General features: G+C 72.4%; 18 protein-coding genes and 1 pseudogene. 11 read left to right on the top strand and 8 right to left on the bottom strand.

Features of this window, described 5'->3' with window-relative positions; genetic code table 11:
* Positions 1-51: 51 nt before the first annotated feature.
* Positions 52-2580 carry a Pls/PosA family non-ribosomal peptide synthetase gene (locus ACGF2V_RS11965; protein ID WP_362706548.1) on the bottom strand — a complete coding sequence of 843 codons (2529 nt, stop codon included), beginning with the start codon at positions 2578-2580 and terminating at the stop codon, positions 52-54.
* 631 nt (positions 2581-3211) lie between these two features.
* Complete coding sequence (locus ACGF2V_RS11960; RefSeq protein ID WP_362623607.1) at positions 3212-3547, bottom strand: DUF6204 family protein; 336 nt, start codon at positions 3545-3547, stop codon at positions 3212-3214.
* A 277-nt stretch (positions 3548-3824) separates the two neighbouring features.
* Here ACGF2V_RS11960 and ACGF2V_RS11955 point away from each other — a divergent pair, with 277 nt between their 5' ends.
* Positions 3825-5798, top strand: a complete 1974-nt coding sequence (locus ACGF2V_RS11955; RefSeq protein WP_362623605.1) for a DUF5107 domain-containing protein — start codon at positions 3825-3827, stop codon at positions 5796-5798.
* Positions 5799-5978: 180 nt separating this feature from the next.
* On the opposite strand, the gene ACGF2V_RS11950 is transcribed toward ACGF2V_RS11955, so the two are convergent.
* The 3 genes and pseudogenes from ACGF2V_RS11950 to ACGF2V_RS11940 form a co-directional block, all read right to left on the bottom strand.
* Complete coding sequence (locus ACGF2V_RS11950) at positions 5979-6332, bottom strand: VOC family protein (protein ID WP_362623602.1); 354 nt, start codon at positions 6330-6332, stop codon at positions 5979-5981.
* A 24-nt stretch (positions 6333-6356) separates the two neighbouring features.
* Positions 6357-6440, bottom strand: a pseudogene (locus tag ACGF2V_RS11945) (SAM-dependent methyltransferase); the annotation flags it as partial.
* 66 nt (positions 6441-6506) lie between these two features.
* A complete protein-coding gene (locus ACGF2V_RS11940) occupies positions 6507-8045 on the bottom strand; it encodes a phosphatase PAP2 family protein (protein WP_362706545.1) in 1539 nt (512 codons plus the stop codon).
* Positions 8046-8567: 522 nt separating this feature from the next.
* Here ACGF2V_RS11940 and ACGF2V_RS11935 point away from each other — a divergent pair.
* Positions 8568-9419, top strand: coding sequence for an SMP-30/gluconolactonase/LRE family protein (locus ACGF2V_RS11935; RefSeq protein WP_362706543.1), 852 nt, complete (start codon positions 8568-8570; stop codon positions 9417-9419).
* A gap of 237 nt (positions 9420-9656) precedes the next feature.
* The gene (locus ACGF2V_RS11930) at positions 9657-11012 is read left to right on the top strand and encodes an aminotransferase class I/II-fold pyridoxal phosphate-dependent enzyme (protein ID WP_362706540.1); all 1356 of its coding nucleotides are present in this window, start codon (positions 9657-9659) and stop codon (positions 11010-11012) included.
* Between the two features lie 138 nt (positions 11013-11150).
* On the opposite strand, the gene ACGF2V_RS11925 is transcribed toward ACGF2V_RS11930, so the two are convergent.
* Both ACGF2V_RS11925 and ACGF2V_RS11920 read right to left on the bottom strand, forming a co-directional pair.
* Positions 11151-11771: a DedA family protein gene (locus ACGF2V_RS11925; protein WP_362623591.1), complete on the bottom strand. Its 621-nt coding sequence runs from the start codon at positions 11769-11771 to the stop codon at positions 11151-11153.
* Complete coding sequence (locus ACGF2V_RS11920; RefSeq protein ID WP_362623588.1) at positions 11768-12559, bottom strand: MBL fold metallo-hydrolase; 792 nt, start codon at positions 12557-12559, stop codon at positions 11768-11770. Before ACGF2V_RS11920 ends, ACGF2V_RS11925 begins: the two co-directional genes overlap by 4 nt.
* Positions 12560-13037: 478 nt before the next feature.
* On the opposite strand from ACGF2V_RS11920, the gene ACGF2V_RS11915 reads away from it, so the two are divergent.
* The 6 genes from ACGF2V_RS11915 to secD all read left to right on the top strand — a co-directional run bounded on the left by ACGF2V_RS11915 (position 13038) and on the right by secD (position 22122).
* Positions 13038-13451 carry a hypothetical protein gene (locus tag ACGF2V_RS11915; RefSeq protein ID WP_362623586.1) on the top strand — a complete coding sequence of 138 codons (414 nt, stop codon included), beginning with the start codon at positions 13038-13040 and terminating at the stop codon, positions 13449-13451.
* A gap of 172 nt (positions 13452-13623) precedes the next feature.
* Positions 13624-15795 (top strand): phage holin family protein, encoded by a 2172-nt coding sequence (locus ACGF2V_RS11910; RefSeq protein ID WP_362623584.1) that lies wholly within the window; start codon positions 13624-13626, stop codon positions 15793-15795.
* 56 nt (positions 15796-15851) lie between these two features.
* Positions 15852-17963, top strand: a complete 2112-nt coding sequence (ligA, locus tag ACGF2V_RS11905; protein ID WP_362706537.1) for an NAD-dependent DNA ligase LigA — start codon at positions 15852-15854, stop codon at positions 17961-17963.
* Between the two features lie 170 nt (positions 17964-18133).
* Complete coding sequence (locus ACGF2V_RS11900; protein WP_362623578.1) at positions 18134-18958, top strand: rod shape-determining protein MreC; 825 nt, start codon at positions 18134-18136, stop codon at positions 18956-18958.
* A gap of 116 nt (positions 18959-19074) precedes the next feature.
* Positions 19075-19566, top strand: coding sequence for a hypothetical protein (locus ACGF2V_RS11895; protein WP_362623576.1), 492 nt, complete (start codon positions 19075-19077; stop codon positions 19564-19566).
* Between the two features lie 57 nt (positions 19567-19623).
* Positions 19624-22122: a protein translocase subunit SecD gene (gene secD / locus ACGF2V_RS11890; protein ID WP_362706534.1), complete on the top strand. Its 2499-nt coding sequence runs from the start codon at positions 19624-19626 to the stop codon at positions 22120-22122.
* A 103-nt stretch (positions 22123-22225) separates the two neighbouring features.
* Here secD and ACGF2V_RS11885 read toward each other — a convergent pair whose 3' ends face one another.
* Complete coding sequence (locus tag ACGF2V_RS11885) at positions 22226-23116, bottom strand: helix-turn-helix transcriptional regulator (protein WP_362706531.1); 891 nt, start codon at positions 23114-23116, stop codon at positions 22226-22228.
* 63 nt (positions 23117-23179) lie between these two features.
* On the opposite strand from ACGF2V_RS11885, the gene ACGF2V_RS11880 reads away from it, so the two are divergent.
* Positions 23180-23485 carry a 4a-hydroxytetrahydrobiopterin dehydratase gene (locus ACGF2V_RS11880; RefSeq protein ID WP_362706528.1) on the top strand — a complete coding sequence of 102 codons (306 nt, stop codon included), beginning with the start codon at positions 23180-23182 and terminating at the stop codon, positions 23483-23485.
* Between the two features lie 258 nt (positions 23486-23743).
* Positions 23744-24694, top strand: coding sequence for a methyltransferase domain-containing protein (locus ACGF2V_RS11875; protein ID WP_362706526.1), 951 nt, complete (start codon positions 23744-23746; stop codon positions 24692-24694).
* Positions 24695-25017 lie beyond the last annotated feature (323 nt).

Genomic DNA, 25017 nt, shown 5'->3' with positions numbered 1-25017 from the left:
CTCCATTCGCCTTCGCCACCACGCTGTTCAGCGCCGACAAGGGCAAAGCCGCTATCCCGTCCGCGTCAGCGCCCCGGGCTGGTCAGGGGCCTGCCGCATCTCCGTGGCGGGGTTTCCTCCCCAGCGCGCGTGCTGCGGGACCTCCTCGCCCTTCATGAGGAAGGAGTCGGGCGCGAGCACCGCGCCGGTGCCCATCGTCACGCCGTAATGGACATGGGCTCCCACGCCGATGGTGCAACCGGCGTCGAGGGTGCTGCGATCGGATTTGAAGGTGCCGTCCTCCTGCGAGTGGCACTGGATCTTGCTTCCCGCATTGAGCGTGCAGTCGTTCCCGATGGTGGTGAGCGTCCGCTCCGTCACATAGCAGCCGTCATCGAAGACCCTGCTGCCGATCCGAACCCCCAGCATCCGCCAGATCACGTTCTTGAAAGGAGTGCCGTTGAAGATGTCGAGGTAGTTGTCGGGCACCTTCCAGAGGCGCTCGTGCCACCAGAAGTACGGGTCGTAGATGGAGCACACCTGCGGTTGCAGCGCGCGGAACGCCGCGACGCCGCGTTCCACCAGTACGAAGTAGACAGCGGTGAACCCGAGGCTGAGCACCAGGAACGCGGCGATCAGCACATACCCGTAGGCGTCGTACAGCACGACGCTCGCCAGGCCGAGCATCGTGAGCACGAAGAAGTGCAGCCACCGCACGAGCAGGAAGAAGATCATCGAGCGGATGTTGTAGTGGTTCTTCGCGGCGAGGCTGCGGCGCAACGCGTCGCCGGTGCGCAGATGATCGAACCGGGAATCGCGCTCGACCGACCGGGGGATCTCGAAGCACGGCGAGCCGAGCAGGCCCACCCCCTCGCGCACCTCGCCTTCGAGCGGAACCATCACCTTTGTCGCGAGGAGACAGTTCTCGCCCGTCCTGGCCCCCGAGGGATAGGCGATGTTGTTCCCGAGGAAGTTGTGTGACCCGATCGATGCCCGGGACACCCGGAAGGACGTGCTCGAATAGTCGGCGTTGATGACGGAGAGCCCGTCGGCGACCATCGTCCCGCTCCCGACCGAGCACAGAAATGGGGTCTCGTGTTGCACTTCCGTGCCGAAGTTCGACCCCGTCTGCTCGACCCGGGACAAGTCGTATCCGATGCCGCGCAAGTAGTGGACGATGTAGGAGCTGTCACCGAACAGCCATGTCCAGAACTTGATGTTCGTCATGCGCCCGATCGCCCGGTGCACCGAGTAGTGGAACCCGTACAGCGGATAGATCTTGTCCGGCTCGACGACCAGGTTCAGCAGGCGCGGAACGGTGAACATCACGGCCAGGCCCACGACGACGAAGCCGAAGAACAGCAGCAGGGAAAGGAGCAGCGCGTCGATGTAGAGACCCGGCGATGTGAGCTCCACCGCGCCGGTGCCCGACCGGTCGTGCAGCGCCGGGACCAGGGGCACCAGCATGTAAGCGCCCCCGACGGACAGTGGCACGTAGAGGAGGAACAACTGCAGCACGGTGATGAGGCCGAAGCCGGCCCGGCGCAGCGTGCCGCACGTGGCCGGCCCGATCCTCAGGTAGTCGTGCTGCGTGGGCTGCGCCGGGGACCCGTGCCAGCGCTGACCGTCCGGGACCGCCTGGCCGCTGTACAGCGTGGACGTGTGGCCGAGTTGGGCCCCGTCGCCCATCGACGTGTCGATGTCGAGCACGGTCTTCTCGCCGATGAACACGTCCCGGCCAAGGGTGACCCGGCCAGTCTGGATACGCCCGGCGTGCGCCCGGTAGCAGAGAAAGAACGAGTCCTTGCGGATCACCGTTCCGGCGCCGACCGTGAGCAGGTCGGTGCAGACCGGAACGCCGCGGGAGAGGATCGTGACCCCTTTGCCGATGCGTGCGCCCAGCGCTCGCAGGTACAGCACGTACAAGGGATTGCCGACGAAGAAGATCATCGGGTTGGCGTGGATCAGCACTTTGATGGTCCAGAAGCGCAGATAGGTCAGACTCCAGACCGGGAACTCGCGTGATGTCCACCGGCCGATGAGGAGCCATTTGGCCGCGATGGGGAAGACGCACAGACCGACGAAGCCGACGCCTCCGAAGACGAACGATCGCAGGTAGACATCGATCACACCCGACCCGGCGGAGACCCATGCATAGCCTCGGTCGACAACGAGTCCGGCGAGGAAGGAGTATCCCAGGAAAAGCAGGAACTGGAGGGTTCCGCACAGGGCGTACCGCACCGTGCCGACCGTGGTCACCACCTCGGTCGGCGCCGGGACCGACGGCTCGACGGGCGCGGCATTCGCGAGCCCCCTCGCCAGACCGCGGATCGTCGGGTGCCGGTAGATGTCCTTCATCGATGCCGAGGGAAGGTCCGCCCGTTTCCTGACACGCGCACAGAAATGAGCCATCACCAACGAGTTGGCTCCGAGGTCGTCGAAGAAATGGCTGTCGACCGACACCCGTTCGACGCGCATGACGTCCGCCAGCACCTCGGCGAGGTCCTGCTCGATGCCGGTCTCCGGACTGATGTGTCTGCTCGTGTCGATTGCGGATTCATCCGGCTCGGGCGTCAAGACATCGAGGGACTTCTCCTCCATGCGAACTCCTTGGGGAACCTTCGAGTGCCGTCGCCATTACGGCCGGCGCACCGTACTCGCGCTTTTCGATGGCCGGAGCGAGTGGTCCGGAAATCACGAGGTCGGGATCTGTTGTCCGGATCCCGAACCGCTGCCTCAGTCTTAGCCGTCCACTGTCGGGCTGCCACTCGAACCCGGTCGCATTGGTCCGGCAGTGGCCTTCCCGGTTCACTCCGCGCCCAGGATCCCGCCCGGCGGGACGGCGATGAGCTGCGCACCGTCTCGCCGTGCTGCAAGCGAGTGGTCCGTTCCCGATCCGGGAGGAGCTGCGCCGGGGAGCGGGGCGGTGACGACAGCCGGGGCATCGCGGCTGTGAGGAGGCGGAGCGACCTCCGCGCGCTTCTCGATGGTGGCGCGGTGGCGCGCGCGGCCGCAACCATCCGATGTCACTCGAGTGGGTCCGCCCGCGCGCCCGCAGCGTGATCGTGGTCAGGCTCCGAGATCACATCGACCGGTTCGGCATTGCGCCGGATGGCCGACTCCTCCCGACGAGGGCCGCTACGGTGAAAGCCCATGACAGAGCTGAAAGACGAGAACTCCCTGGTCAGCGCTCCTGGGGCAGCTTTCGGTGCGGTGTCACGCCGGGCCCCGCTCAGCGCCCCTTGTAGTTGATCTTCATGGTGTCCATGTCCGTGGCGGTGGAACGCAGTTCGCCGTGGCCGTAGCCCAGCTCCCTCAGCAGGGTCTGGGCGCGGTCCTCGGCGATCGCGGACGCCATCTCCTCGCCGTCCGCGGCGTCCGACACGACCACGAAGCGCATGCTGAAGTGCTTGAGCACCCGGTCGTAGGACAGCGAACCCGCCTCGGTGAACTGCATCGCGGTCAGCCCGTGCTCGTCCACCTCGGACAGGAGCCGGGCGCGTGCCTCCTGCGTCAGGCCCTTCCAGGTGCCGCGCACGATCACTCGGTAGGTGTGCTGGGTGCTCATGGTGATGCCCGCTCCGTCTTCCGTTCGTGAAGAGCTGCCGCTCATGTGAACGGCCAAGGGTACGGAGACGTGGCGCGGCCCACGACGGATTTTGCGGGGCCGCCTCCGGGCGGGGCCGTGGCTCGGTACGTGCCGCGGTCGGTGGCGCCGTCCGTGTTCTTCCGGAGATTTCCGAAGCCCGTCGGCGGAGCTCTGGCCGGGCCGCTGCCCGGCGTGTTCGATGGTCATCGGGGGCGCGCCGGACCAGCGGCGGCCCGAGTGAGGGAACGAGGTTGCCTTGGCCACGACCGTACGACGTGCCGTACTGACTCTGCCCGCCGCACCGCTGGGCCCGGAGAACCCGTTGCCCGCGTTGCGTCCGCTCGACGAGACGCATGTCGTCGACGAACGTGTCCGGGCCGGACTGCCGCGCGACATGGCGCGCCAGATCGGCTACGAGCCCCTGTCCACCGTGCTGCCGGTGCGCCTTCTCGACGGGTACGGACGCGAGCGCGTCCCCACCGCGCTGGACGCGATCGTCATCGAGAACGACCGGCTGAGGGCCACCGTGCTGCCCGGGCTCGGCGGCCGTGTCCACTCCCTCCACCACAAGCCGACCGGCCGCGAACTCCTGTACACCAATCCCGTGCTGCAGCCCGCCGACTTCGCGCTCAACGGTGCCTGGTTCTCCGGCGGCATCGAATGGAACATCGGGGCCACCGGACACACCACCCTGTCCTGCGCACCGGTGCACGCCGCCCGTGTGCCCGCGCCCGACGGCGGCGACATGGTCCGGCTCTGGGAGTGGGAACGGTTGCGCGACCTGCCGTTCCAGGTGGACCTGTGGCTGCCCGAGGACTCGGACTTCCTCCATGTCGGGGTGCGGATACGCAACCCGCACGAGCACACCGCCCCCGTCTACTGGTGGTCCAACATCGCCGTCCCCGAAGGGGAACGCACCCGCGTCCTGGCGCCCGCCGACGAGGCGTGGCACTTCGGCTACGAGCGGGCCCTGACCCGGGTTCCGGTGCCGGTGTCCGGTTCCGTCGACCGCACGTACCCGCTGCGGAGCGTCTTCCCCGCCGACTACTTCTACGAGGTGCCCGACGGCGCCCGCCGCTGGATCGCCTCCCTCGACGAGCACGGGCACGGGCTCGTCCAGACGTCGACCGACCTGCTCCGGGGCCGCAAGCTGTTCCTCTGGGGAAGCGGCACCGGTGGGCGGCGCTGGCAGGAATGGCTCACCGAACCCGGCACCTCGGGCTACGCCGAGATCCAGGCCGGACTCGCCCGGACCCAACTGGAGCACGTGCCCCTCGAACCGGGCGCCGAGTTCACCTGGCTGGAATCCTACGGACCGCTGTCCGCCGATCCGGAGGCCGTGCACGGAGACGACTGGTCCCGGGCCCGCGCCGAGACCGAGCGGCGGCTCGCCGAGGCGCTGCCGCGGGCCGAGACCGAGGCCGCGTACACCGCGTGGCTCCGCTGCGCCGACACCGAGCCCGGCGAGTCGCTCGCCACCGGTTCGGGATGGGGCGCCCTCGAGGTCCGGCGCGGCGGGTACCGGCTGCCCGGAACTCCGTTCGCGGAATCGACCCTCGGCGAGCAGCAGGAACCCTGGCTGGAGCTGCTGGACCGGGGCAGCCTTCCGGAGCCTTGCCGCGCGGCCCCGCCCGGCCCCTCCCTGGTCTCGCGGCACTGGCGCGACATGCTGGAGACGGCCAACGCCGAACCGCTCACCGAATACCACCTCGGTGTCGCCCAATGGCACGCCGGTGATCGCGCCCAGGCGGTCCGCAGCTGGGAACGGGGGCTCGCTCGCGCCGCGTCCCGCTGGCCGCTGCTGCGCTGCCTCGCCGTCGCCGCGGGGGAGAGCGGCCAGCGGGAGCGGGCCGCCGGTCTCTACGCGGAGGCGTTCGACGACCTGGGGGCGCGGCGCCCCGATGGCGGTGGTGAGGCATGGACGGTTGCCGCGACGGCGCTCGGCCGCGAGGCGGTCGAGGCACTGCTGGCGGCGGAGCGTCCCGAGGCGGCCCGGGCGGTGTGGACCGGTCTGCCCACGGAGGTCCGCCGTCGCGGGCGTTTCCGTCTGTTGGAGGCCCGACTGCTGATCGCGGAGGGCGACCGTACCGCCGCCCGGGCCGTTTTCGACGAGGGATTCGAGGTCGCCGATCTGCGCGAAGGGGCGGAGATCCTGGACGAGGTGTGGGTCGCGCTCACCGACGAGGCGCTGCCGGACCGGTACGACTACCGGATGCGTCCCAGGACGTGACACGCCTCGGGACGTGACGCCTGCCAGGACTTGAGGTGAACGAGTGCCGGGTACGTGCCGCCGGGACGGGCACGGGTCCGGCGGTCTCCGGTCCGGCGGTTGTGGCCCCGGGCGCTTTCCACCGGCTTCCGGCCCCGTGGCGCGGGGCCGGGTGGTCGTGGCGGTCCGGGCGAGCGCCGCTCAGCCGCCCACGTTCCGGTCGACGTACTCGAAGACGGAGCCGTCGGGATGCACGGCGATCAGGTTGCGGCCCGCCGGTGTGGGCACCGGACCCGCGAGGATCCGGGCGCCGACCCGGGTGAGGGCGGCATGGGCCGCGTCGACATCCTTGACCGCGATCGTCGCCGTGACCTTGCGCAGTATCTCCAGTTCCGACTCGGGCCCGCTCATCAGCAGAAAGCAGCTGATCGCGGCGACCGAGACCCCGCCGCGCTCGAAGCGCAGCGCGGAACTGTCCGTGAGGCCCTCGTAGAAGGCCACCGCGGCCTCCATGTCGTCGACGCAGATACGCAACGTGGTTCCCAGAATGTCCATGTGGGACAGGGTAGTTGGCGAAGATCAGGCCCGGCAGAGGATCTCGCCGTGCGGGACCATGAACCAGGCGTCGTCCCGTTCGCCCCACGCCCGCCAGGCCGCGGCGATCGTCATGCGGACGTCTGGTTGTCCCTTCCGAGTGCCTTCCGTCCCGAGGCGCCGGTCGCGGGTGCTTCACCGCTTCGATGACGGGCAGTACACCGTGAGCGCCTCGGGAAGCTTGTCGACCGTCAACTCACCTCGTGCGTAGCCCACTTCGCCGTCGTACGCAAAGGGCGTGCCGGGGGCGAGACCCGAGATCCTTACCCTCCTGCGCCGTTGTGCCGCGTGGACGGGCGAGCGGGTGAGCGGCCCGGCGACGGCCGCCGCGAGCAGGCGCAGGCCGGGGGCGCGTCCCGCGTGCACCACCCGTACGTCCAGCAGACCGTCCGCGAGACCGTGACGACGGCCCGGTGCCGGACCGACCCGCTGGAACAGACCGTTGCCCACGAACAGCAGCCACAGCGGGCGCCGCCGCCCCTCCACCTCCACCTCCAGCGGACGGTCGGCGCGCAACGCCCGCCACGCCGCGAGCAGACCCGCCGGCCAGGCGCCGATCCTGGGAGCCCAGTACTCGCGCGTCCGTACCAGTTCCGGATAGACGCCGAGGCTGAAGGCGTTCAGGAAGTACCCGTACGCGGCGGCGGGTTCGTCCGGTGCCTCCGGTCCGTCCGGTTCGTGCGGTGCGCCCGGCCGGAAGCGGCCGATGTCGACCCGTACCGCATCACCCGCGGCCAGGGCGGAGCGGACGTCGTCCACGGTCTCGATGCCCAGGTCGTGGGCGAAGTGGTTCATCGTCCCGCCGGGGAACACCGCCAGCGGCACCCCGTGCGCGTGGGCGACGGCGGCGGCCCCGTTGACCGTGCCGTCCCCGCCGCAGACTCCCAGGGCCCTGCCCCGTCCGGCCGCCCTCTCCAGTTCGGCGCCGAGGTCATCGGGCGCGCACTCCACCACCTCGGCGCCGGGCAGTGCGGCACGCACCAGCGAAGCCGTCGCCACCGCGGTCCCCGACTGCTCGTTGGCGACGACGACCAGGCCCCGGCCGTCCGGCAGCGCGGGGGCGCGACCGGGCGCCCGGCCGGGGGCCGGGAACCGCGCACGCGTCGGAAAGACGCCGCGCAGCGCCAGCGCCGCCCCCACCCCGAGCGCCGCGCCGGCCAGCACATCACTCGGGTAGTGGACCCCGGTGTAGACGCGGGAGGCGGCGACGGAGAGGGCGAGCGGCGCCACGACCGCGCCCCAGCCCCGCGATTCCAGGGCAACCCCCGTGGCGAAGGCCGCCGCCGACGCGGCGTGCCCGGAAGGGAAGGACGTGGTGAACGGCTGGCGCTCGAGCCGCCGCACCACCGGTACGGCGTCCAGCAGCGGACGCTCCCTGCGCACGGCCCTCTTGCCGAGCGTGTTGACCACGGTGGACGCCACGGCCAGCGAGGCGACCCCGCGCAGCGCGGCCCGCCGCGCCCGGGCACCGCCGCCCAGCGCGGCCAGGCCCGCGGCGACGCCGAACCAGAGGACTCCGTGGTCGGCGCTACGGCTCAGCCGGGGCAGTACCGGTTCGGTACCCGGCCAGTTCCCGTGCGCCAGGAGCCTGAACACGGCGAGATCGCCGCGGCGCAGCCAGGCACGCGATGCGACGGACGGAGGGATGCCGAACAGCGTACGCGGTGAGTGCATGTGACTGCGGATACCCCGATCGGCCGCGTGACACCTCGGCCGGCCGCGCAGAACCACCGGGCCGTGTCCGGCACGTTCCGCCGTCCGCCCGCGCGGCGTCAGCGGGTGTGCCGTTCGGGTGTCTGCCGCCGACGCCACGTGTGCGGGGTGCAGGCATCGGCCCCTGCGGCCTCACCACGCTTGGCAGCGGCGCCGCGGCGCCCGGGGCCTCCGCCTCCCGCGTTGTCGTCGGTCGCGACGTTTCCCGAGCCCTCGGCTTCGCTCGAGCAGGCCAGGCCCCATTCGTCATCACTCCCTCCTCCGCCCTGGGTTCGAAGGCCCCGGACACCGCTTCTTCTCCCCCGCTCATCGTGGGTGAGGCCGTTACGCTGTGGTCGTGATTCCGGTCCGTGGCCGGACTCTCCGTGACCGCAGCCGCGATCCGCCGGGCCGGGGCGTGGGGGCCGACGAGCCTCGGCCCCGGACGCCGCAGGCCCGCGGCGCGGTCGAACCCCGCAAGGGCAGACTCCACAAGGAGCAGACATGAGTTCCGCGCGCCTGGACGTGGCCGTATCCGAGAACGCCGAGCTGGGCGAGGGCCCGACCTGGGACCCGGTCGCCGGCCGGCTGATCTGGGTCGACATCCTCGCCGCCCGCGTGCACACCTTCGACCCGGTCACTGGTCGCCGTACGGTGCGGGCCACCGACCAGCACGTCGGCGCGGCCAAGCCGCGCGTGGGCGGCGGGCTCGTGGTCAATCTGCGCGACGGCATCGGCCTGTACGACCCGGACGGCGCGTTCCGCTGGCTCGTTCACGACCCCGAGCCCGGTCGCCGGGGCAACGACGCGGCGGTCGCGCCCGACGGCGCGCTGTGGGCGGGCACCATGCGCTACGACGAGTCCGAGATCGGCGGCAGCCTCGCCCGCGTCTCGCCCGACGGCGCGGTCACCCCGGTGCTGCCCGTGGTGGCGTGCAGCAACGGCATCGGCTGGAGCCCGGACGAGCGGCTGATGTACTACGTCGACACGCCCACGCGCCGTGTCGACGTCTTCGACTTCGACGGCGAGAACGCCGTGAACCGGCGCCCGTTCGCCACGATCGACGAGGGCGCGGGTTTCCCCGACGGGCTGACCGTCGACGCCGACGGTGCCGTCTGGGTCGCTCTGTGGGACGGGGCGGCGGTGCGCCGCTACACGCCGGACGGCTCCCTGGACCGGATCGTCGAGCTGCCGGTCAGGCGTCCGACGGCCTGTGCCTTCGGCGGTACGGAGCTGCGCGACCTCTACATCTCCACGGCCCGCGTCGGTCTTGACGCCCCGCATCCGCTGTCCGGCTCGCTGCTGGTGCTGCCGGGCGCGGGGCACGGCATGCCGGGGACGCCCTTCGCCGGCTGACCGCCGCCGGGCCCGGGTCGCGGTGCCCGGTTTCCTCGGATCGGATGATCCCGGCGGCCGACCGGAAGGCGCCGCCCCCAAAACGGGCAGTGGCCGGCCCCGGCCGAACCGCGTGGGGACCTCGGCCTCCGGCCGACGGGTCCCGCTGGGCGGGCGGCACCCGCCGAACCCTCGTATAAAGGCCCTGAGCGTGACATGGGGCGGGCACGGCGACGGGCGGCGGCGAAGGAGGCCCGGATGGTGCGGGAGCGGACCGAGCACACCGAACACACCGAGCACACCGAGCACACGAAGCACATCGACGAGGCGGAGCGCATCGACGAGGCGGAGCGCACGGGGCGGGGCGACCGGACCGGAGCGGCGGGGCGCGGAGGTGGTACCCGCTTCGTTCGGGAGGACCACGGCCCAGTCCGGTACGGGCCGCCCGCCCCCGACCCCGGACTGCCCGTCCTGCCCGAACTGGCCGAGGTGCTCGCCTCCGCGGCCGGTCGCGGCGCCCCCGAACCGACCGGTGGGGGCGACGCCCTGCGGCGCGCCGCCGCCGCCTACTGGACCCGACGCGGTCTGCACGGCGGACCCGAGCACGTCGCCGCCGCGCCGGGCACCTCGCCGCTGCTGCTCGCGTTGATCGCCGCGCACGGCGGCGACGTCCTGATGCCGCGTCCCTGCGCCGCCACCTGGATCCCGCAGGCCCGGCTGCTGGACACTCCCGCCTACCAGGTGCCGACGCCGGCCGAGTGCGGCGGCGTGCCCGACCCGTACGCGCTGCTGGAGACCCTCCGCAGGGTGCGCGCCGAAGGCGGCAGGCCCCGGCTGCTGCTGATCTCCGTCGTCGACGACCCGACCGCCACCGTGGCCCCGCCGGAACTCGTGCGCGAGGCGTGCGAGGCGGCGGTCGCCGAAGGGCTGCACGTCGTCAGCGACGAGACCTGGCGCGACACGCTGCACCGGCCGCACGACACGGTCCTGCTCAGTCCGGCGGAGATGTGCCCGGACGACGTCACGGTCGTCTGCGATCTCGCCGGGGCGCTGACCCCGTCGGCCTGGCCGGTCGCGATCGCCCGGTTCCCGGACACCGGGCGGGGGGCGGTGCACCACGCCCGTACGCTCGACGTCCTCACCGCGCTGGGCGCGCTCGTCGCCGTCCCCGTGGCCGCTGCCGCCGCCCACGCGTTGCACGGGCCGGACGCCGTCGCGGACCGGGTCCGCAGGTCCGCCGCACTCCACGCGCGGGTCGCTGCGGCGGCCCACCGCGCGGTCCTCGCGTCGGGCGCGCTCGCCAGGCCCCCGCAGGCGGGCCGTCACCTCTACGCCGACCTGGGGCCGCTCAGGTGCGGGCTGGCCGACCGGGGAGTCACCGACTCCCTGGAGCTGGAGGAGTACCTGACGGAACGTCTCGGGACACCGACGCCCGGAGGCCACCGGTTCGGCGACGATCTGGGGGCCCTGCGCGTACGCCTGGGCACCGGGGCACTGGTCGGCACGACCCCCGGGCAGCAGCTCGAGTCCCTCACCGCCGAACGGCCCCTGGAACTGCCCCATGTGGCCGGGGCCCTGGGCCGCTTCGAAGCGGCCCTCGCGGTTCTCCGCTGACGGAACCGGACGACGCCCCTGCCCGGTCGGTGGCCGTCGAGTGAACGCATCGGGGCCCGTCCAGTGCCCGACCGTGCCGGACAGCGCCCGACAGGTCCGTCCAGCGACCGTCCATCGTCCGGATCGGGGACCGTGCGTTCAGTGGCTGAACCGGGCCCGCATCTTGCGCCATGCCACCGGGCCACCGCTGATCAGCAGCGTCAGACCCACCGCCGCCACGACCCCCTGCCACGGTTCGGGGAACAGCGAGCCGCCCAGCACGCCGATCAGCTGATACGTCGCGGCCCACGCCAGACAGGCCGGAGCGTCCCCGCGGGCGAACCGGCGCAACGGCATCCGGCTCAGCAGGCAGGACAGCATCACGGGAATCCGCCCTGCGGGAATGAGCCGTGACAGCACGAGCACCACGGCCCCGTGCTCGTCCAGCTTCCGCCGCGCCTGCTCCAGCCGTTCCGGAGCGGCCTGGTTGCTGATGGTCCGGAGCCACTTCGAGCCGTTTCTCGACCGAACCCCGCGCCGGCCGAGCCAGTACAGACAGACGTCGCCGACGAACGCCGCCGCCGACGCCACCCCGAAGACCACGAGCAGCGCGAAGGGCGACGACTGATGCAGCGCCACCACCGCCGCCGAGCTGACCAACGCACCCGTCGGCACCACCGGCACCAGCGAACCCAGGGTCACCAGCAGGAAGAGGGAGGGATAGCCCACCGCCTGCTGCGTCGACTCCGGGGGGAGCTGGCGCACGACCTCCTGGATCACCTGGCGGCCTCCGGCCGCATCCGCTCGCCGTGGGAGAGCCGGTGCGTGGCCACCTCCGGGGCCAGCAGCGCCGCCTTGCGGACGAACTCGTCGCCCGGCGAGTGGAACTCGTGCGGCCGGACGCCGTCCAGTCCGATCGGCCAGTACGTGCCGTAGTGCACCGGTACGGCGGCCCGGGGCGCCAGCAGAGCCAGCGCCTGCGCCGCCCGCCCCGCGTCCAGATGGCCGGCGCCCAGGTTCGGGCCCCAGCCGCCCACCGGCAGCAGTGCCACGTCGACCGGTCCGACGACCCGGGCCATGTCGTCGAAGAGCCCGGTGTCGCCCGCGAAGTACGTCCGCGACTCGCCCTCGATGACGTAGCCGAGCGCGGGGGAGCGGTGCGGCCCCATGGGCAGGCGCCTGCCGTCGTGCAGCGAGGGAACCGCGCGGACACGTACCCCGTCCGTCCCGCCGAACCGGAGCTCGTCGCCGGGGGCCACCTCGGTGATCCGCAACGCGTTCGCCGAGCACAGCCGCCGCAGCCCCGGCACGGTGCGCATGGCGCCCACCGGCACCACCAGCCGGCTGCCCGCCGCGAGCCGGGCCAGCGACGGCAGGTGGAGGTGGTCGGAGTGAAGGTGCGAGATGAGTACGACATCGGCGACCGCGGCCTTCGGGCCGGGCAGCTCGCCGCGACGGCGACGCAGATGGGCCAGGCGCCGTACGAACAGCGGATCGGTGAGAACACGGACCCCGGAATCCTCGATCGTGCAGGTGGCATGGCCCCACCAGGTGACGTCCACCGGCACGCGGCACCTCCTCGTTCCCGGGTCTTCTCGTTCGGCTTCGGCAACCGAGCCTAATGCCGCAACCGGATCGGGTACCTCGGCTCCATCCGCGTTGACGTGCCCTCCGTGCGGCGCCGCGGACCGCGGGACTGCCCTGCGTGCGGCGCCGCGGACCGCGGGACCGCGCCGCGCGTACGGGGGAAGCGCGCTGCGCAGGGGCCGAGCGCGCGCCGCGGACGCAGGAGCGGCACCGCGTGCACGGGTGTGCGCCCTGTACCGGGCGTGTGCGCTGCGGCGTACAGCCGGGCCACCCGTACGCCCGCGCCCCACCGCCCGTGTGCGCCCTCGCCGCCGGGGCCGCTCCGGCGCGCGCGGGCGCACCGCCTTCCGCGCGGGGTCGCGCGCTCCTCCCGTCCTGACATGCGCCTTCTGGCACGGGAGCGGGAGGGGTAGGGTCGCCCGTACGCCCGGTCGCAGCAACCAGCACAGGGGAACGGTCTTGGGGGACGCAGTGGACGTACGGGTGGCGGCGATCGCCAGTCTCACACCGCTCGAAGAACTCGACAGCGATCCCTTCCTCGTGGACACCCGCAGCCAGCACGACATGTGCGCCCGCTGGGCCGCGGACAAGGGATACGTCGTCACCCGCCAGCTCCGCTTCTACGGGCTGCGCCCCGATCACCACGCCCTGTGGAGCGATGTCGAGAGCGGTGACGTCGAAGTGTTCGTCGCCGCCAACGACCGGGTGCTGGAACGGGCCCTCACGTCGGTCCCGGAGTTCGCCGCGGAGTGCGCACGGCGTGGTGTGCGGCTGGAGATCGCCGGGCTGGACGAGCCGCCGTACAACGCCGGCACGAAGGCGAGCGTGCACCGCAGGCTCTCCATGCCCACCGCCGGCTACGACGGCCGCTGACGCCCGCCGCCACTTCCGTTCCTGCCCCGGCCCGCGTTCTCCGCCTCCGCCCCGTTCCGGTCCGCGACCGTCCCCGGGGCCCGCCGTCCGCAGCGGTCCGGGCCGACGCGCTGTGACAGGCTGTGGGGACAGGGCCCGCAACGGCAGGGCCCGGACGTGAGGTGGTCGAGGCGTGGGTGACGGGCGATGGCGAACGGTCGGCAACGCCTTGATGCGAGTGGTCGTGGTGTGGGCGGTCTCGACGCTCACGATGCTGGTGCTCGCCGGGGTACTGCCGGACTTCCGGCTCCAGTCGAACGACGGCGACAGCATCACGAAGACCGCGTTCACCGCGGCCTGGGGCGCCGGAGCCTTCGGCCTGCTCTCCGCGCTCGTCTGGCCGCTCCTGGTACGGGCGTTGCTGATCGTGCCCGCGCTCGTCCTCGGACTGCTCGTCTTCTTCCTGAACGGCTCGCTGCTGCTGCTCGCCCTGCGGCTCATACCGGACGGGCGCGGTGCCGCCGACCCGCGGACCGCGGTCGTCGTCGCGGCCGTGATGTCCGCCGTCGCCTCGGCCACGTCCACGGCGCTCGCCGTCCGCGACGACAACGCCTACCGGCGGCGCCTGTCCCGGCTCGCCGATCGCCGACGTCGCCGCAGCGGGCACGACCACGGTCGCTGCGGGCCACCGGGCACCGTGTTCATCCAGCTCGACGGCGTCGGCCACGACATGCTCGCCAGGGCGGCGGACACCGGTCTGATGCCGACCGTCGCACGGTGGCTCGCGGACGACGGGAGCCACCGCCTCACTCCCTGGCGCACCGACTGGTCCAGCCAGACCGGGGCCAGTCAGCTCGGCATTCTGCACGGCAGCAACCACGACGTCCCCGCTTTCCGCTGGTACGAGAAGGAGACCGGTGATGTCATGGTCTCCAGCCGGCCCGCGAGCGCCCTGGAACTCCAGCGCAGGGCCATCTCCCGCACGCGTGACGCAGGGCTGCTCGCGATCGACGGGGCCAGCCGCGGCAACCTCTTCAGCGGCGGCGCCGCCCAACTGGCGCTCGTCCTGTCCATGGCGGCCAGGCGCGGCAAGGGCCGCCGTTCCAGGGCGGGGTACTTCGCCTACTTCTCCGACCCGGCCAACGCCGTGCGCACGGCGTTGGCGTTCGTCGCGGAGGTCTGCCGTGAGATCGGCGAGTCGACCCGGGCCCGCCTGCGGAACGACACCCCGCGGATCAAACGCGGCGGGCTCTACCCCTTCATCCGGTCCTTCGCGACCGTCGTCGAACGCGACGTGGTGGTCGCCGCCCTCATCGGGGACATGTTCGCCGGACGCACCGCCGTCTACGCCGACCTCGTCGCCTACGACGAGGTGGCGCACCACTCCGGACCGCACAGCCGCGACGCGGAGAAGCTGCTCGGGCGGCTGGACCGCTGTCTCGCGCTGATCGCCAAGGTCGCCGAGCACACCCCGCGCCGGTACCGGATCGTGCTCCTCTCCGACCACGGCCAGAGCCCGGGGGAGACCTTCGTGGGGGCGTACGGGCTGACGCTCAAGGACCTGGTGCGGGCGGGGTGCGGACTGCCCGTGTCCCGCCGCGCGCAGCGCACCCGCAGCGGTTCGGAGGCGCGTGACGCGGTACGGATAGCCCTGCACCGGCGGCCGGCCGAGGAGGGGGAGGCGGAGCACCGCGCCGAGCCGTCCGACCCGGTCGTCCTCGCCTCCGGCAACCTCGGGCTGATCTCCTTCCCCGACATCGAGGGGCGCGCCTCGCGCGAAGAGCTCGACCGGAGCCGTCCGGCGCTGCTCGGCACCCTCGCCAATCATCCGGGCATCGGCTTCCTGCTGGTCCGCAGCGAACGGCACGGATCGGTGGTGCTGGGCGGTGGGGGCACCGAGATCCCGGTGGCGGAGCTGCGCGACGGGGAGGGGCCGCTGGCCCCGTTCGGCCCCGGTGCGGCGGACGCGATCCGCCGTACGGACACCTTCCCGCACGTCGCCGACATCATGGTGAACTCGATGTACGACCCGGTCACGGGCACCGTGCACGCCTTCGAGGAACAGATCGGCTCGCACGGGGGCCTCGGCGGCGCGCAGTCCCGGCCGTTCCTGCTGTGGCCGACGGACCTGTCGTCCCCGGTGGCCGACGGCGCCGAGCTGGTGGGGGCCGAGCAGGTGCACCAGGTGCTGCGGCGCTGGCTGCGCGAGTGCGCGGGGCGGCCGACGCCGCCGACGCGTGTCCCGACGACGGCCGTGCGGTACGCGGCGGACGGTGCCGGGACGAGGCCGCGCGAGGAGGCCGGGCCGCGCGAGGAGGCGGGGCGTTCCGGCGAGGCGGACGGAACGGTTCCGGCGGCCGGCTGACGGGGCATTCCGCTGCCCGGAGGGGATTGTCAGTGGTGGGCGGCAGGATAGGGGCCATGACGAACTCAGCTGTTGTGCTCGCCGATGCCGCCGCCTACGCCGCCGCGGTCGAAGAAGCGTCGCAGGCCGCGGCGGCCTACTACGCCACGGGCGAGAGCGCGCTCGACGACGACGCGTACGACCGGCTGGTCCGGGGGATCGCCGCATACGAGCAGGAAAACCCGCAGGAGGTGCTGGACGCGTCCCCGACCGGCAAGGTGGCGGGCGGCGCCGCGGGCGGGGACGTGCCGCACACGGTGCCGATGTTGTCCCTGGACAACGTCTTCTCGGCCCAGCAGTTCGCCGTGTGGACGGCATCGCTGGAGCGCCGCATAGGCAGGCCCGTCACCGCGTGGAGCGTGGAGCCGAAACTCGACGGACTGGCCGTCGCAGCCCGCTACCGGGAGGGCCGCCTGGACCAGTTGATCACCCGGGGCGACGGCACCGCCGGTGAGGACGTGTCGCACGCGATCGGCACCGTCGCCGGCCTTCCCGGACAGTTGGCCGAGCCGGTCACGATCGAGCTGCGCGGCGAGATCCTCATGACGAACGAACAGTTCGAACGGGCCAATGCCGTGCGCACCGAGCACGGCGGCACCCCCTTCGCCAACCCGAGGAACGGCGCCGCGGGCACCCTGCGTGCCAAGGACCGGGCGTACACGGTGGAGATGACGTTCTTCGCCTACGGGGCCCTGCCGCTGGCCGAGTCCGGAGCGCTGACCGAGACGCTTGCCGACCGCCCGCACAGCGAGGTCCTGGCGTACGTCGCCGCGCTGGGCGTCCACACCGCGGCGGCCACGGACGCGGCGCCGCGCACCGTCACCACCGTCGAGGAGGTGCAGGCCCGGGTCGAGGAGGTCGCGGCGCTGCGTGCCGCGTTGCCGTTCGGGATCGACGGCATCGTGATCAAGGCCGATCTCGCGGCCGACCAGCGCGACGCCGGTTCCGGCAGCCGGGCGCCGCGCTGGGCCATCGCGTACAAGCTCCCGGCCGTGGAGAAGGTCACCCGGCTCCTCGGCGTCGAATGGAACGTGGGCAGGACCGGCATCATCGCTCCCCGAGCCGTGCTGGAACCCGTCGAGATCGACGGGTCGACGGTCAGCTACGCCACCCTGCACAACCCGGCCGACATCACCCGCCGCGATCTGCGCCTGGGCGACCAGGTCATGGTCTACAAGGCGGGCGACATCATTCCCCGGATCGAGGCACCCGTCGCCCATCTGCGGACCGGCGACGAGCAGCCCGTCGTCTTCCCCGAGGCGTGCCCGCAGTGCGGATCCGAGATCGACACGAGCGAACAGCGCTGGCGGTGCGTCAGGGGCCGCGACTGCCGCCTCGTCGCCTCCCTCTCCTACGCGGCGGGCCGCGACCAGCTCGACATCGAGGGACTCGGCGCGACCAGGGTCGTCCAGCTCGTCGACGCCGGTCTGGTGACCGATCTCGCGGACCTCTTCACGCTCGGACGGGAACAGCTGCTCGGCCTGGAACGGATGGGCGAGACCAGCACCGACAACCTCCTCGCCGCCATCGACACGGCACGGACGCAGCCGCTCTCCCGCGTGTTCTGCGCACTGGGCATACGTGGCACCGGACGCTCCATGTCACGGCGGATCGCCCGGTACTTCGCGGACATGGACCGGATCAGGGCGGCCGACGCCGAGGAGCTCCAGAGGGTCGACGGCATCGGCAAGGAGAAGGCCGCGGCCGTCGTCGCCGAACTGGCGGAGCTGGCCCCGCTGATCGAGAAGCTGGTGGCCGCCGGGGTCAACATGACGGAGCCGGGCGCGACGCCGCCGCCCGAGCCGGGCGAGGAACTCGAGGAAGCCGCGCCCCAGGGCGGGGAGGGGATCGGGGACGGGGCGGCCGCACTGCCCCTGCACGGCATGACCGTGGTGGTCACCGGCGCGATGACCGGTGTGCTGGAGAAGCTCTCCCGCAACCAGATGAACGAACTGATCGAGCGGGCCGGCGGGAAGTCGTCGTCCAGTGTCTCCAAGCGCACCACGCTCCTGGTCGCCGGTGAGAAAGCGGGATCCAAGCGCGCCAAGGCGGAGGACCTCGGTGTCCGAATCGCCGGGCCGGACGAGTTCGCCGAACTGATAGCCGGTTTCCTGCCGTCGGAGGTCTGACTCGCCGCGCCGTGGCCGGAAACCGGGCGACGACGCCCGAGCCCTTCGATATTGCCTGAGAGTGGCTTTCTTTGCCTCCCTATTGCATAGTGAGGGCTCGGCCATGCCTTGCTGTCAGCGGGTGCGTGGGTGGGTGCTACGGCTGCTTCGGCAGACCCGGGGGAGGGACGATGCGTTCGCTGCACGACGGACCGAGCATCGACCGGTCCTTCCACCAGGAGTTCCAGGGCGTCACCCGCGGTCTCGCGCTCGATCTCGGCAGTTCCGGGACCCGCGCCTGGGTGCCCGGGCGCGGCGTCGTCGCCGATGCCGCCACCTGCGCCGTAGCGGCCGACGGGCCGGGGCACGGGCGCCCCGTCCGCCGGGGGCGCATCGTCGACCCGGTGTCCTGCGGGCGGATGCTCGGCCGCATCGCCGACACGGCCCTGGGGCCGGACCGCAGCGGCACCGTGATCGTGCTCAGCCATCCCGTCCTCGCCGGCGCCGAGCACCGCGCCGCCGCGAGGGAGGCGGCCGCTTCCCTCGGGCCGACCCGCGTCATCGCCCTGGACAGCGCGAGGGCCGCCGCCGCGTGCGCCGGACCGCGAGACGGCGGCCCGCTGCTCGTCGTCGACATCGGCGCCGAACTGACAGAGGCGACGCTCCTGGTCGGCGGACAGATCCGCGACGCCCGCCAGGCCGAGACGGGACTCAGCGACCTCGGGCCCGGGGAGCCGCCCACCGCCGTCGTCCGCACCGTCCTGGACATGGTCCTGGACATGTGGCAGCAGGACCGTCACGGCGCCGTCCTGGGCGCCCTGCGTAAGGGCCCGCTGCTCGCGGGCGGCGGTGCCGCGCGCCCGGACGTCACCAACCGGATAGCGGTCCGGCTCGGCGCTCCGGTGCGTCTGGTCGACGACCCGGCGACCACGGTCGTACGCGGTGCCGGACTGATCCTCAACTCGGTGCTCCGCCGGGCGGCCACGGCGCCCGCGCTGTCGGGCCGACACAGGTGACCCCCCTCCCGGGGCCGCCCCCGGGGAACGCGCCCCCAGGGGCCCGGCCGGACACACCGGCGCGCCACGGCCACGCACGGGCTGCCCGCGGGCTTCTCGCGTCCCTGCTGTTCGCCGTGCTCACCGTCGTGGGCGGCGCGCCCGCGGCGGCATGGGTCCTGTACGCCGGGGGACCGTTCGCCGGTGCGCCGCCGCCCCCCGCCGCGCAATCGCCCGACGCCCGCCAGCCGATCCCGCACACCGACCGGACCGCCCGCACGGGCACCGTCCACGACTCCCGCCGCGCCCGTACCGCCACGGCCACCGACGGCCACCGGCCCGCGCCCACGACCGGGCCCGGGCCCGAGCCCCGGGCCGGCGCCGAGCACACCCGTGCCCTGCAGCAGCTCCCGCCGGCCGGCCCCGACGTCCTGCTGCCCGGCGCACCGGGCATCCGTACCCCGCACCTCCCGCTGCGACCGGTGCCCGCCGCACTCGCGCGCACCGTCGACCGCTTCCGCGTCGTGCTTCCCGGCGTACGCGGACCTCCGAGGACGGCCGCCCACCGCCCACCCGCCCCGGTACGGGCTGCGATCCCCGTCCGGCCACCGGTGGTCCCGTCCCACTGAACCGCCGTCCCGTCCTCGCCGAGCCGAGGGCGCACGGCGCCCCCTCGGAGGAAACCCATGACTCGCGCCACCACGGTGCGGGCGGTTCTGGCTGTCGCCGTGCTGCTCGTCTCCGTGCTCATCACGCTGAACAAGTCACCCAGACTCGGCCTCGACCTTCAGGGCGGCACCAGAATGGTGCTCCAGGCCAAGGACTCGGACACCGCGAAGGCGGACCGGGAGAGCACCGATCGCACCCTGGAGGTGCTTCGCCAGCGCATCGACTCCCTCGGTGTCGCCGAGCCCACCCTGACCCGGTCCGGCGAGGACCGGATCATCGTCGAACTGCCGGACGTCCAGGACCCGCGCAAGGCCGCCGAGGTCATCGGCAAGACCGCCCAGCTCAGCTTCCACGCCGTTCAGGGACCCGGTACGCAGCCCGACGGGGAAACGCCCGGCAAGACGGACGGCGGGAAGGCCGGCGACGGCAAGTCCGAGGACAAGGCGGACGCCGGGAACAAGGCCGAGGACAAGGCCGGGGCCGACGCCACGACGGACAGCCAGAAGGCCGGAGACGACCAGAAGGCCGATGAGAAGAAGGGCGACGGCAAGAAGGAAGAGGACAAAAAGACAGGCGGCAAGAAGGCGGACGGCGGGCTGACGCTCCCCGACGAACAGGGCCGTCTCCTCGACCTGGGCCCGGCCCGGCTGTCCGGAGCGGGGGTCAAGGAGGCCACTGCCTCGTTCGACGCCCAGCAGGGCGCCGGCTGGACCGTCTCGCTCGACTTCCACAAGAAGGCGGGACGGGACTGGACCCGGCTGACCGGCGAAGCCGCCTGCAACCCCGTCGAGGACGACCGCCGCCGTGTCGCCATCGTCCTCGACCAGCAGATCATCTCCTCGCCACAGGTGTCCCCCTCGGTCGCCTGCGGCGTCGGCCTGCCGTCCGGTTCCACCCAGATCACCGGTTCGTTCAGCGCCGAGGAGGCCCGTGAACTGGCACTGCTGATCGAGGGCGGCGCCCTGCCGCTCCCCGTCGAGATCCTCGAACAGCGCACCGTCGGCCCGACGCTCGGTGCCGACGCCATCGACGCCAGCGCACGCGCCGCTGTCATCGGCGCCGCGGCCACCGCGCTGTTCATCACCATCATCTACCGGCTCTTCGGCGCGCTCGCCGCCCTCGCGCTCGCCGCGTACGGACTGATCTCCTACGCCGCCCTGGTCGCCCTCGGTGTGACGCTCACCCTGCCCGGGCTCGCGGGGTTCGTGCTGGCCATCGGCATGGCGGTCGACGCCAACGTGCTCGTCTTCGAACGCGCCAGAGAGGAGCACGAACAGCATCCGAACCGTTCCCTGCGCACCTCCCTGACCGCCGGGTTCCGCGGCGCGTGGAGCGCCGTCGCGGACTCCAACGTGACGACGCTGATCGCGGCCGGTCTGCTCTTCTTCCTCGGATCCGGACCGGTGAAGGGCTTCGGTGTCACCCTTGCCATCGGTGTGATCGCCTCGATGTTCTCCGCGCTCGTCGTCGCGCGCGCACTCACCGAAATCGCCGCGGGGTCCCGCTTCGTCACCAAGCGGCGAGCTCTCAACGGCATCGCCAGCCCCGGCCGGGTGCGCACCTGGCTGGCCCGCCGCGACCCCCAGCTGATGCGCTCCCCGCGCCGCTGGCTGCTGATCTCCACGTCGCTGATCGTCGTCGCGGTCCTCGGCATCGTCGTACGCGGCGTCAACCTCGGGGTCGAGTTCACCGGCGGCCGGCTCGTCGAGTACTCGACGAGCAAGCCCGTCGACGTGGAACGCGCCCGGACCCTCCTGGCGGACGCGGGATTCCCCGACGCCGAGGTCACCACGGCGGGTGCCGGCGACCTCTCCGTACGCACCGGGAAGCTCGACAACGACGGCGAACACACCCTGCGCACCGCCCTCGCGAAGGAGGGGGGCGAGACCACCAAGGTCCGCGACGAGCTCATCGGCCCCAGCCTCGGCGACGAACTCCGGCGCAACGCCCTGATCGCGCTCTGCATCGCCGTCTTCGTACAGCTGGCATACCTGGCGATCCGGTTCCGCTGGACGTTCGCCGTGGGCGCGGTCGCGGCGCTGGTCCACGATGTCATCATCCTGATCGGCGCCTTCGCCTGGCTCGGACGCACCGTCGACGGCATCTTCCTCGCCGCGCTCCTCACCGTCATCGGGTACTCCGTCAACGACTCCGTGGTGGTCTTCGACCGGGTCCGGGAACTGTGGGCGAAGGCCCGCCGCACACCCGTCGCCACGGTCGCCAACCGGGCGGTGCTCCAGACCGTGCCCCGAACCGTCAACACGGGCATGGGCGCCCTCTTCATCCTGGCCGCCCTCGCCGTGCTCGGCGGTGACTCGCTCGCGGACTTCGCCCTCGCCCTGCTGATCGGGATCTGCGTCGGAACGTACTCCTCGGTGATGACCGCCGTACCGACCGCACTCCTGCTGGAACGCAGCAGCAAGGCCCCGCCGCCCGCCCGGAAGCGGGCCCCGAGGAACCGCTCCGGCAAGCGGACGGTACAGCGGGATCCGCTCGACAACGGAGCACGCGTGTAGCGGCTCCGACCGGCGCCGGCCGTCCGCCCGCCCCTTCCCGAACCGGGTGACCGACCTCGGGAAGGGGGGCGGGCGGCATCGGCGCCCCGGACCCGCCCGACCGTCAGGAAGCGAGGGACCGCAGATGATCGGCGGTCGCCGGGTCGGCGGGCAGGAACGTCTCGATGGCCAGCTCGGCCACCGTCACATCCATCGGCGTGTTGAACGTCGCGATGGACGAGATGAACGAGAGCACCCGGCCGCCGTGCTCGATGTGCAACGGCAACGCGAACGACGGGATGCCCGACGCGGCATGGGCCCCGCCGCCAGCCCGCTCCGCGCTCGCGGCGGCCCCGTCCGCCTTCCTGACCGGACCGTCCGTGTTCCCGGCCGCCCCGGAGCCGTCCGTCCCGTCGGCAGGCTCCGGTGACGGGTAGCCGGCGACCTCCTCGTACAGCTCGCGCAGTTCCGCCGAACGGGCCAGGGCGATCTGACGCCTCATCTGCGCGAGCAGATCGGCACGCCACTCGCGGAGGTTGCGGATGCGTGGCGCCAGGCCCTCCGGGTGGAGCGTGAGCCGCATCGCGTTCAACCGCGGCACCAGCAGATGCCCGGCCACCCCCTCCAGCAGCATCTCGATCCCCCGGTTGGCCGCCACCACGTCGTACACGCCGTCGACGACCAGCGCCGGATACGGGTCGTAGCCCCGGAGCAGCCGCTCCATCCCCTCGCGCACCGGGGCCAGCGCGGGGTCGTCGAACGAGGTCTGCGCGTACCGCGGTGCGTAACCGGCCATCACCAGCAGGGCATTGCGTTCCCTGACCGGGACGTCCAGGTGTTCCGCCAGCCGCAGGACCATGTCCTCGCTGGGGCGGGAGCGACCCGTCTCGATGAAGGAGATGTGCCGGGCGGAGGAGTCGGCACGGAGCGCCAGCTCCAACTGGCTGATCCGTCGCTGCTCCCGCCAACGGCGCAGCAGCGGCCCTACGCCCGTGTCAAACGCGACAGTTGTCATACCCAGACCGTAACGTCACCGCCACCGCCGACCGGAACCGACCGCTCGTGAGGGAGTCGCACCATGCCCGCCGAACCACTGTCGCGGCAGGAGATCGAGGAACGTCTGGGCGACCTGCCCGGCTGGTCGCTGGAGGGGGACCGGATCACCTGCACCTACCGCCTGCGCACGCACTTCGCCGCCGCCGGGCTGACCGTGCACGTGGCGCAGATCCAGGACGAGCTGAACCACCACTCCGACCTGATCCTCGGATACAACACCGTCACCCTGTCCGTGAACACCCATGACGCCGGTGGCGTAGTCACCGAGCACGACCTGGTCCTCGCCGCCCGGGTGGCGGCGATCGCGGGCGGCCACGGCGTGCGGTAGCCGCCCGGGGGAGGGCACCGGGGCCAAAGCAGCCGGACACGAGGTCCGGCCGGTCACGTTGCGGGGCCGAACCCCGGATGCGCGGCAGCCGGGTGACCGGGCGCGGGGCGTCGGGCGACTGCGTCCGGGGCGACGGGCGACCATGCGCGACGCCGTGGGCGGCCATGGACGACGACACGGACCGGGCACACCGGAGTGTGTTTTGCCGAACCGGCAACGAAGCTTGCCGGGGTGTCGGGGCGTGGCGAGGCTGTCGCCATGAGCCAACACAACGGACACGGTCATCCGCACGGCACCTCCCACGCCGCGCACGGCCACGGGCAGGGTGCCGCCCCGGGCCATCGTCACGGGGACGCCGACTTCGACTGGGACGCCATGGCCCCGGTCCTGGAGCGGGAGGGCGAACTGTGCCGCCCGCAGTACGAGGCGGCGGCCCGCTGGATCGCCGGACTGCCCAGGGCCCCCGAAGTGCGCCGGATCCTGGACATCGGCAGCGGGCCCGGCGTCATCACCTGCCTGCTGGCCGAGGTGTTCCCCGAGGCGGAGGTCGTCGCCGTCGACGGGACCGAGGCCCTTCTGGAGCGTGCTCGGGCCCGCGCCGAACGGCGCGGTCTCGGCGATCGTGTCGGCACCCACCGGGCCGACCTTCCCGAAGACCTCGACCGGCTGGGGGAGGCCGACCTCATCTGGGCCGGCAACGCCCTGCACCACATGGGCGACCAGGGCGCCGTCCTCGCCGGTTTCGCCGCGCTGCTGCGCCCCGGAGGCGCCGTCGCCCTGGTCGAGGGCGGACTGGCCCCCCGTCACCTGCCGCGCGACATGGGCATGGGACGGCCTGGGCTGGAGGCGAGGATCGAAGCGGCCACCGCGGACTGGTTCGAGTCGATGCGGGCCTCCCTGCCCGGCACCAGGCGCGAGACCGAGGACTGGAGCGCACTGCTCGGCGCGGCAGGGCTGCGGCCGCACGGTCCCCGCAGCTTCCTGCTCGACCTCCCGGCGCCGCTGTCCGATTCGGCGCGCGACCACGTCGTCGCGGAGTTCACCCGGCGTCGCGAGATGCTCGAAGGAGTCCTCGCGGCCGAGGACATCGCGGTGCTCGACAGGCTCCTCGACCCCGAGGACCCTGCCGGACTGCGCCGTCGCCCCGACGTCTTCCTGCTCATGGCACGCACGGTGCATGTGGGCCGACGAGGCGGTCCCGTCCGGTGAGGGGCTGAGGTCTGCCGGACACGGCGGGCCGGGAGCGGCGGCCGCACCGGCCGTCCCTCCCGGCCCGCCGCGCCGCGAGCGGCGTACCCCGAAGGCGGCCGGAGTGCCGGGAGGCGAATGTCGGCCGGAAATCGCCTGGCAGCCGGAAAATGCCGGGTGCGGATGCTCGAAAAGGCCGGACCGCGGGGCCTCCCTGAAAAGGAGGGTCGCGCCCCCGAATGGCCGCATGGTTCGGGGCGTGTCAACAAGAGACACGCTGTCGCGGGGGTGAGGAGGCATCAGCAATTCGCCTGTACAGGCTAACAAGGCATCAATTCAGCTTA

This window comes from Streptomyces sp. NPDC047982, assembly GCF_043204165.1.
Taxonomy (GTDB): Bacteria; Actinomycetota; Actinomycetes; order Streptomycetales; family Streptomycetaceae; genus Streptomyces.
This window is presented reverse-complemented; position numbering and strand designations above follow the sequence as displayed.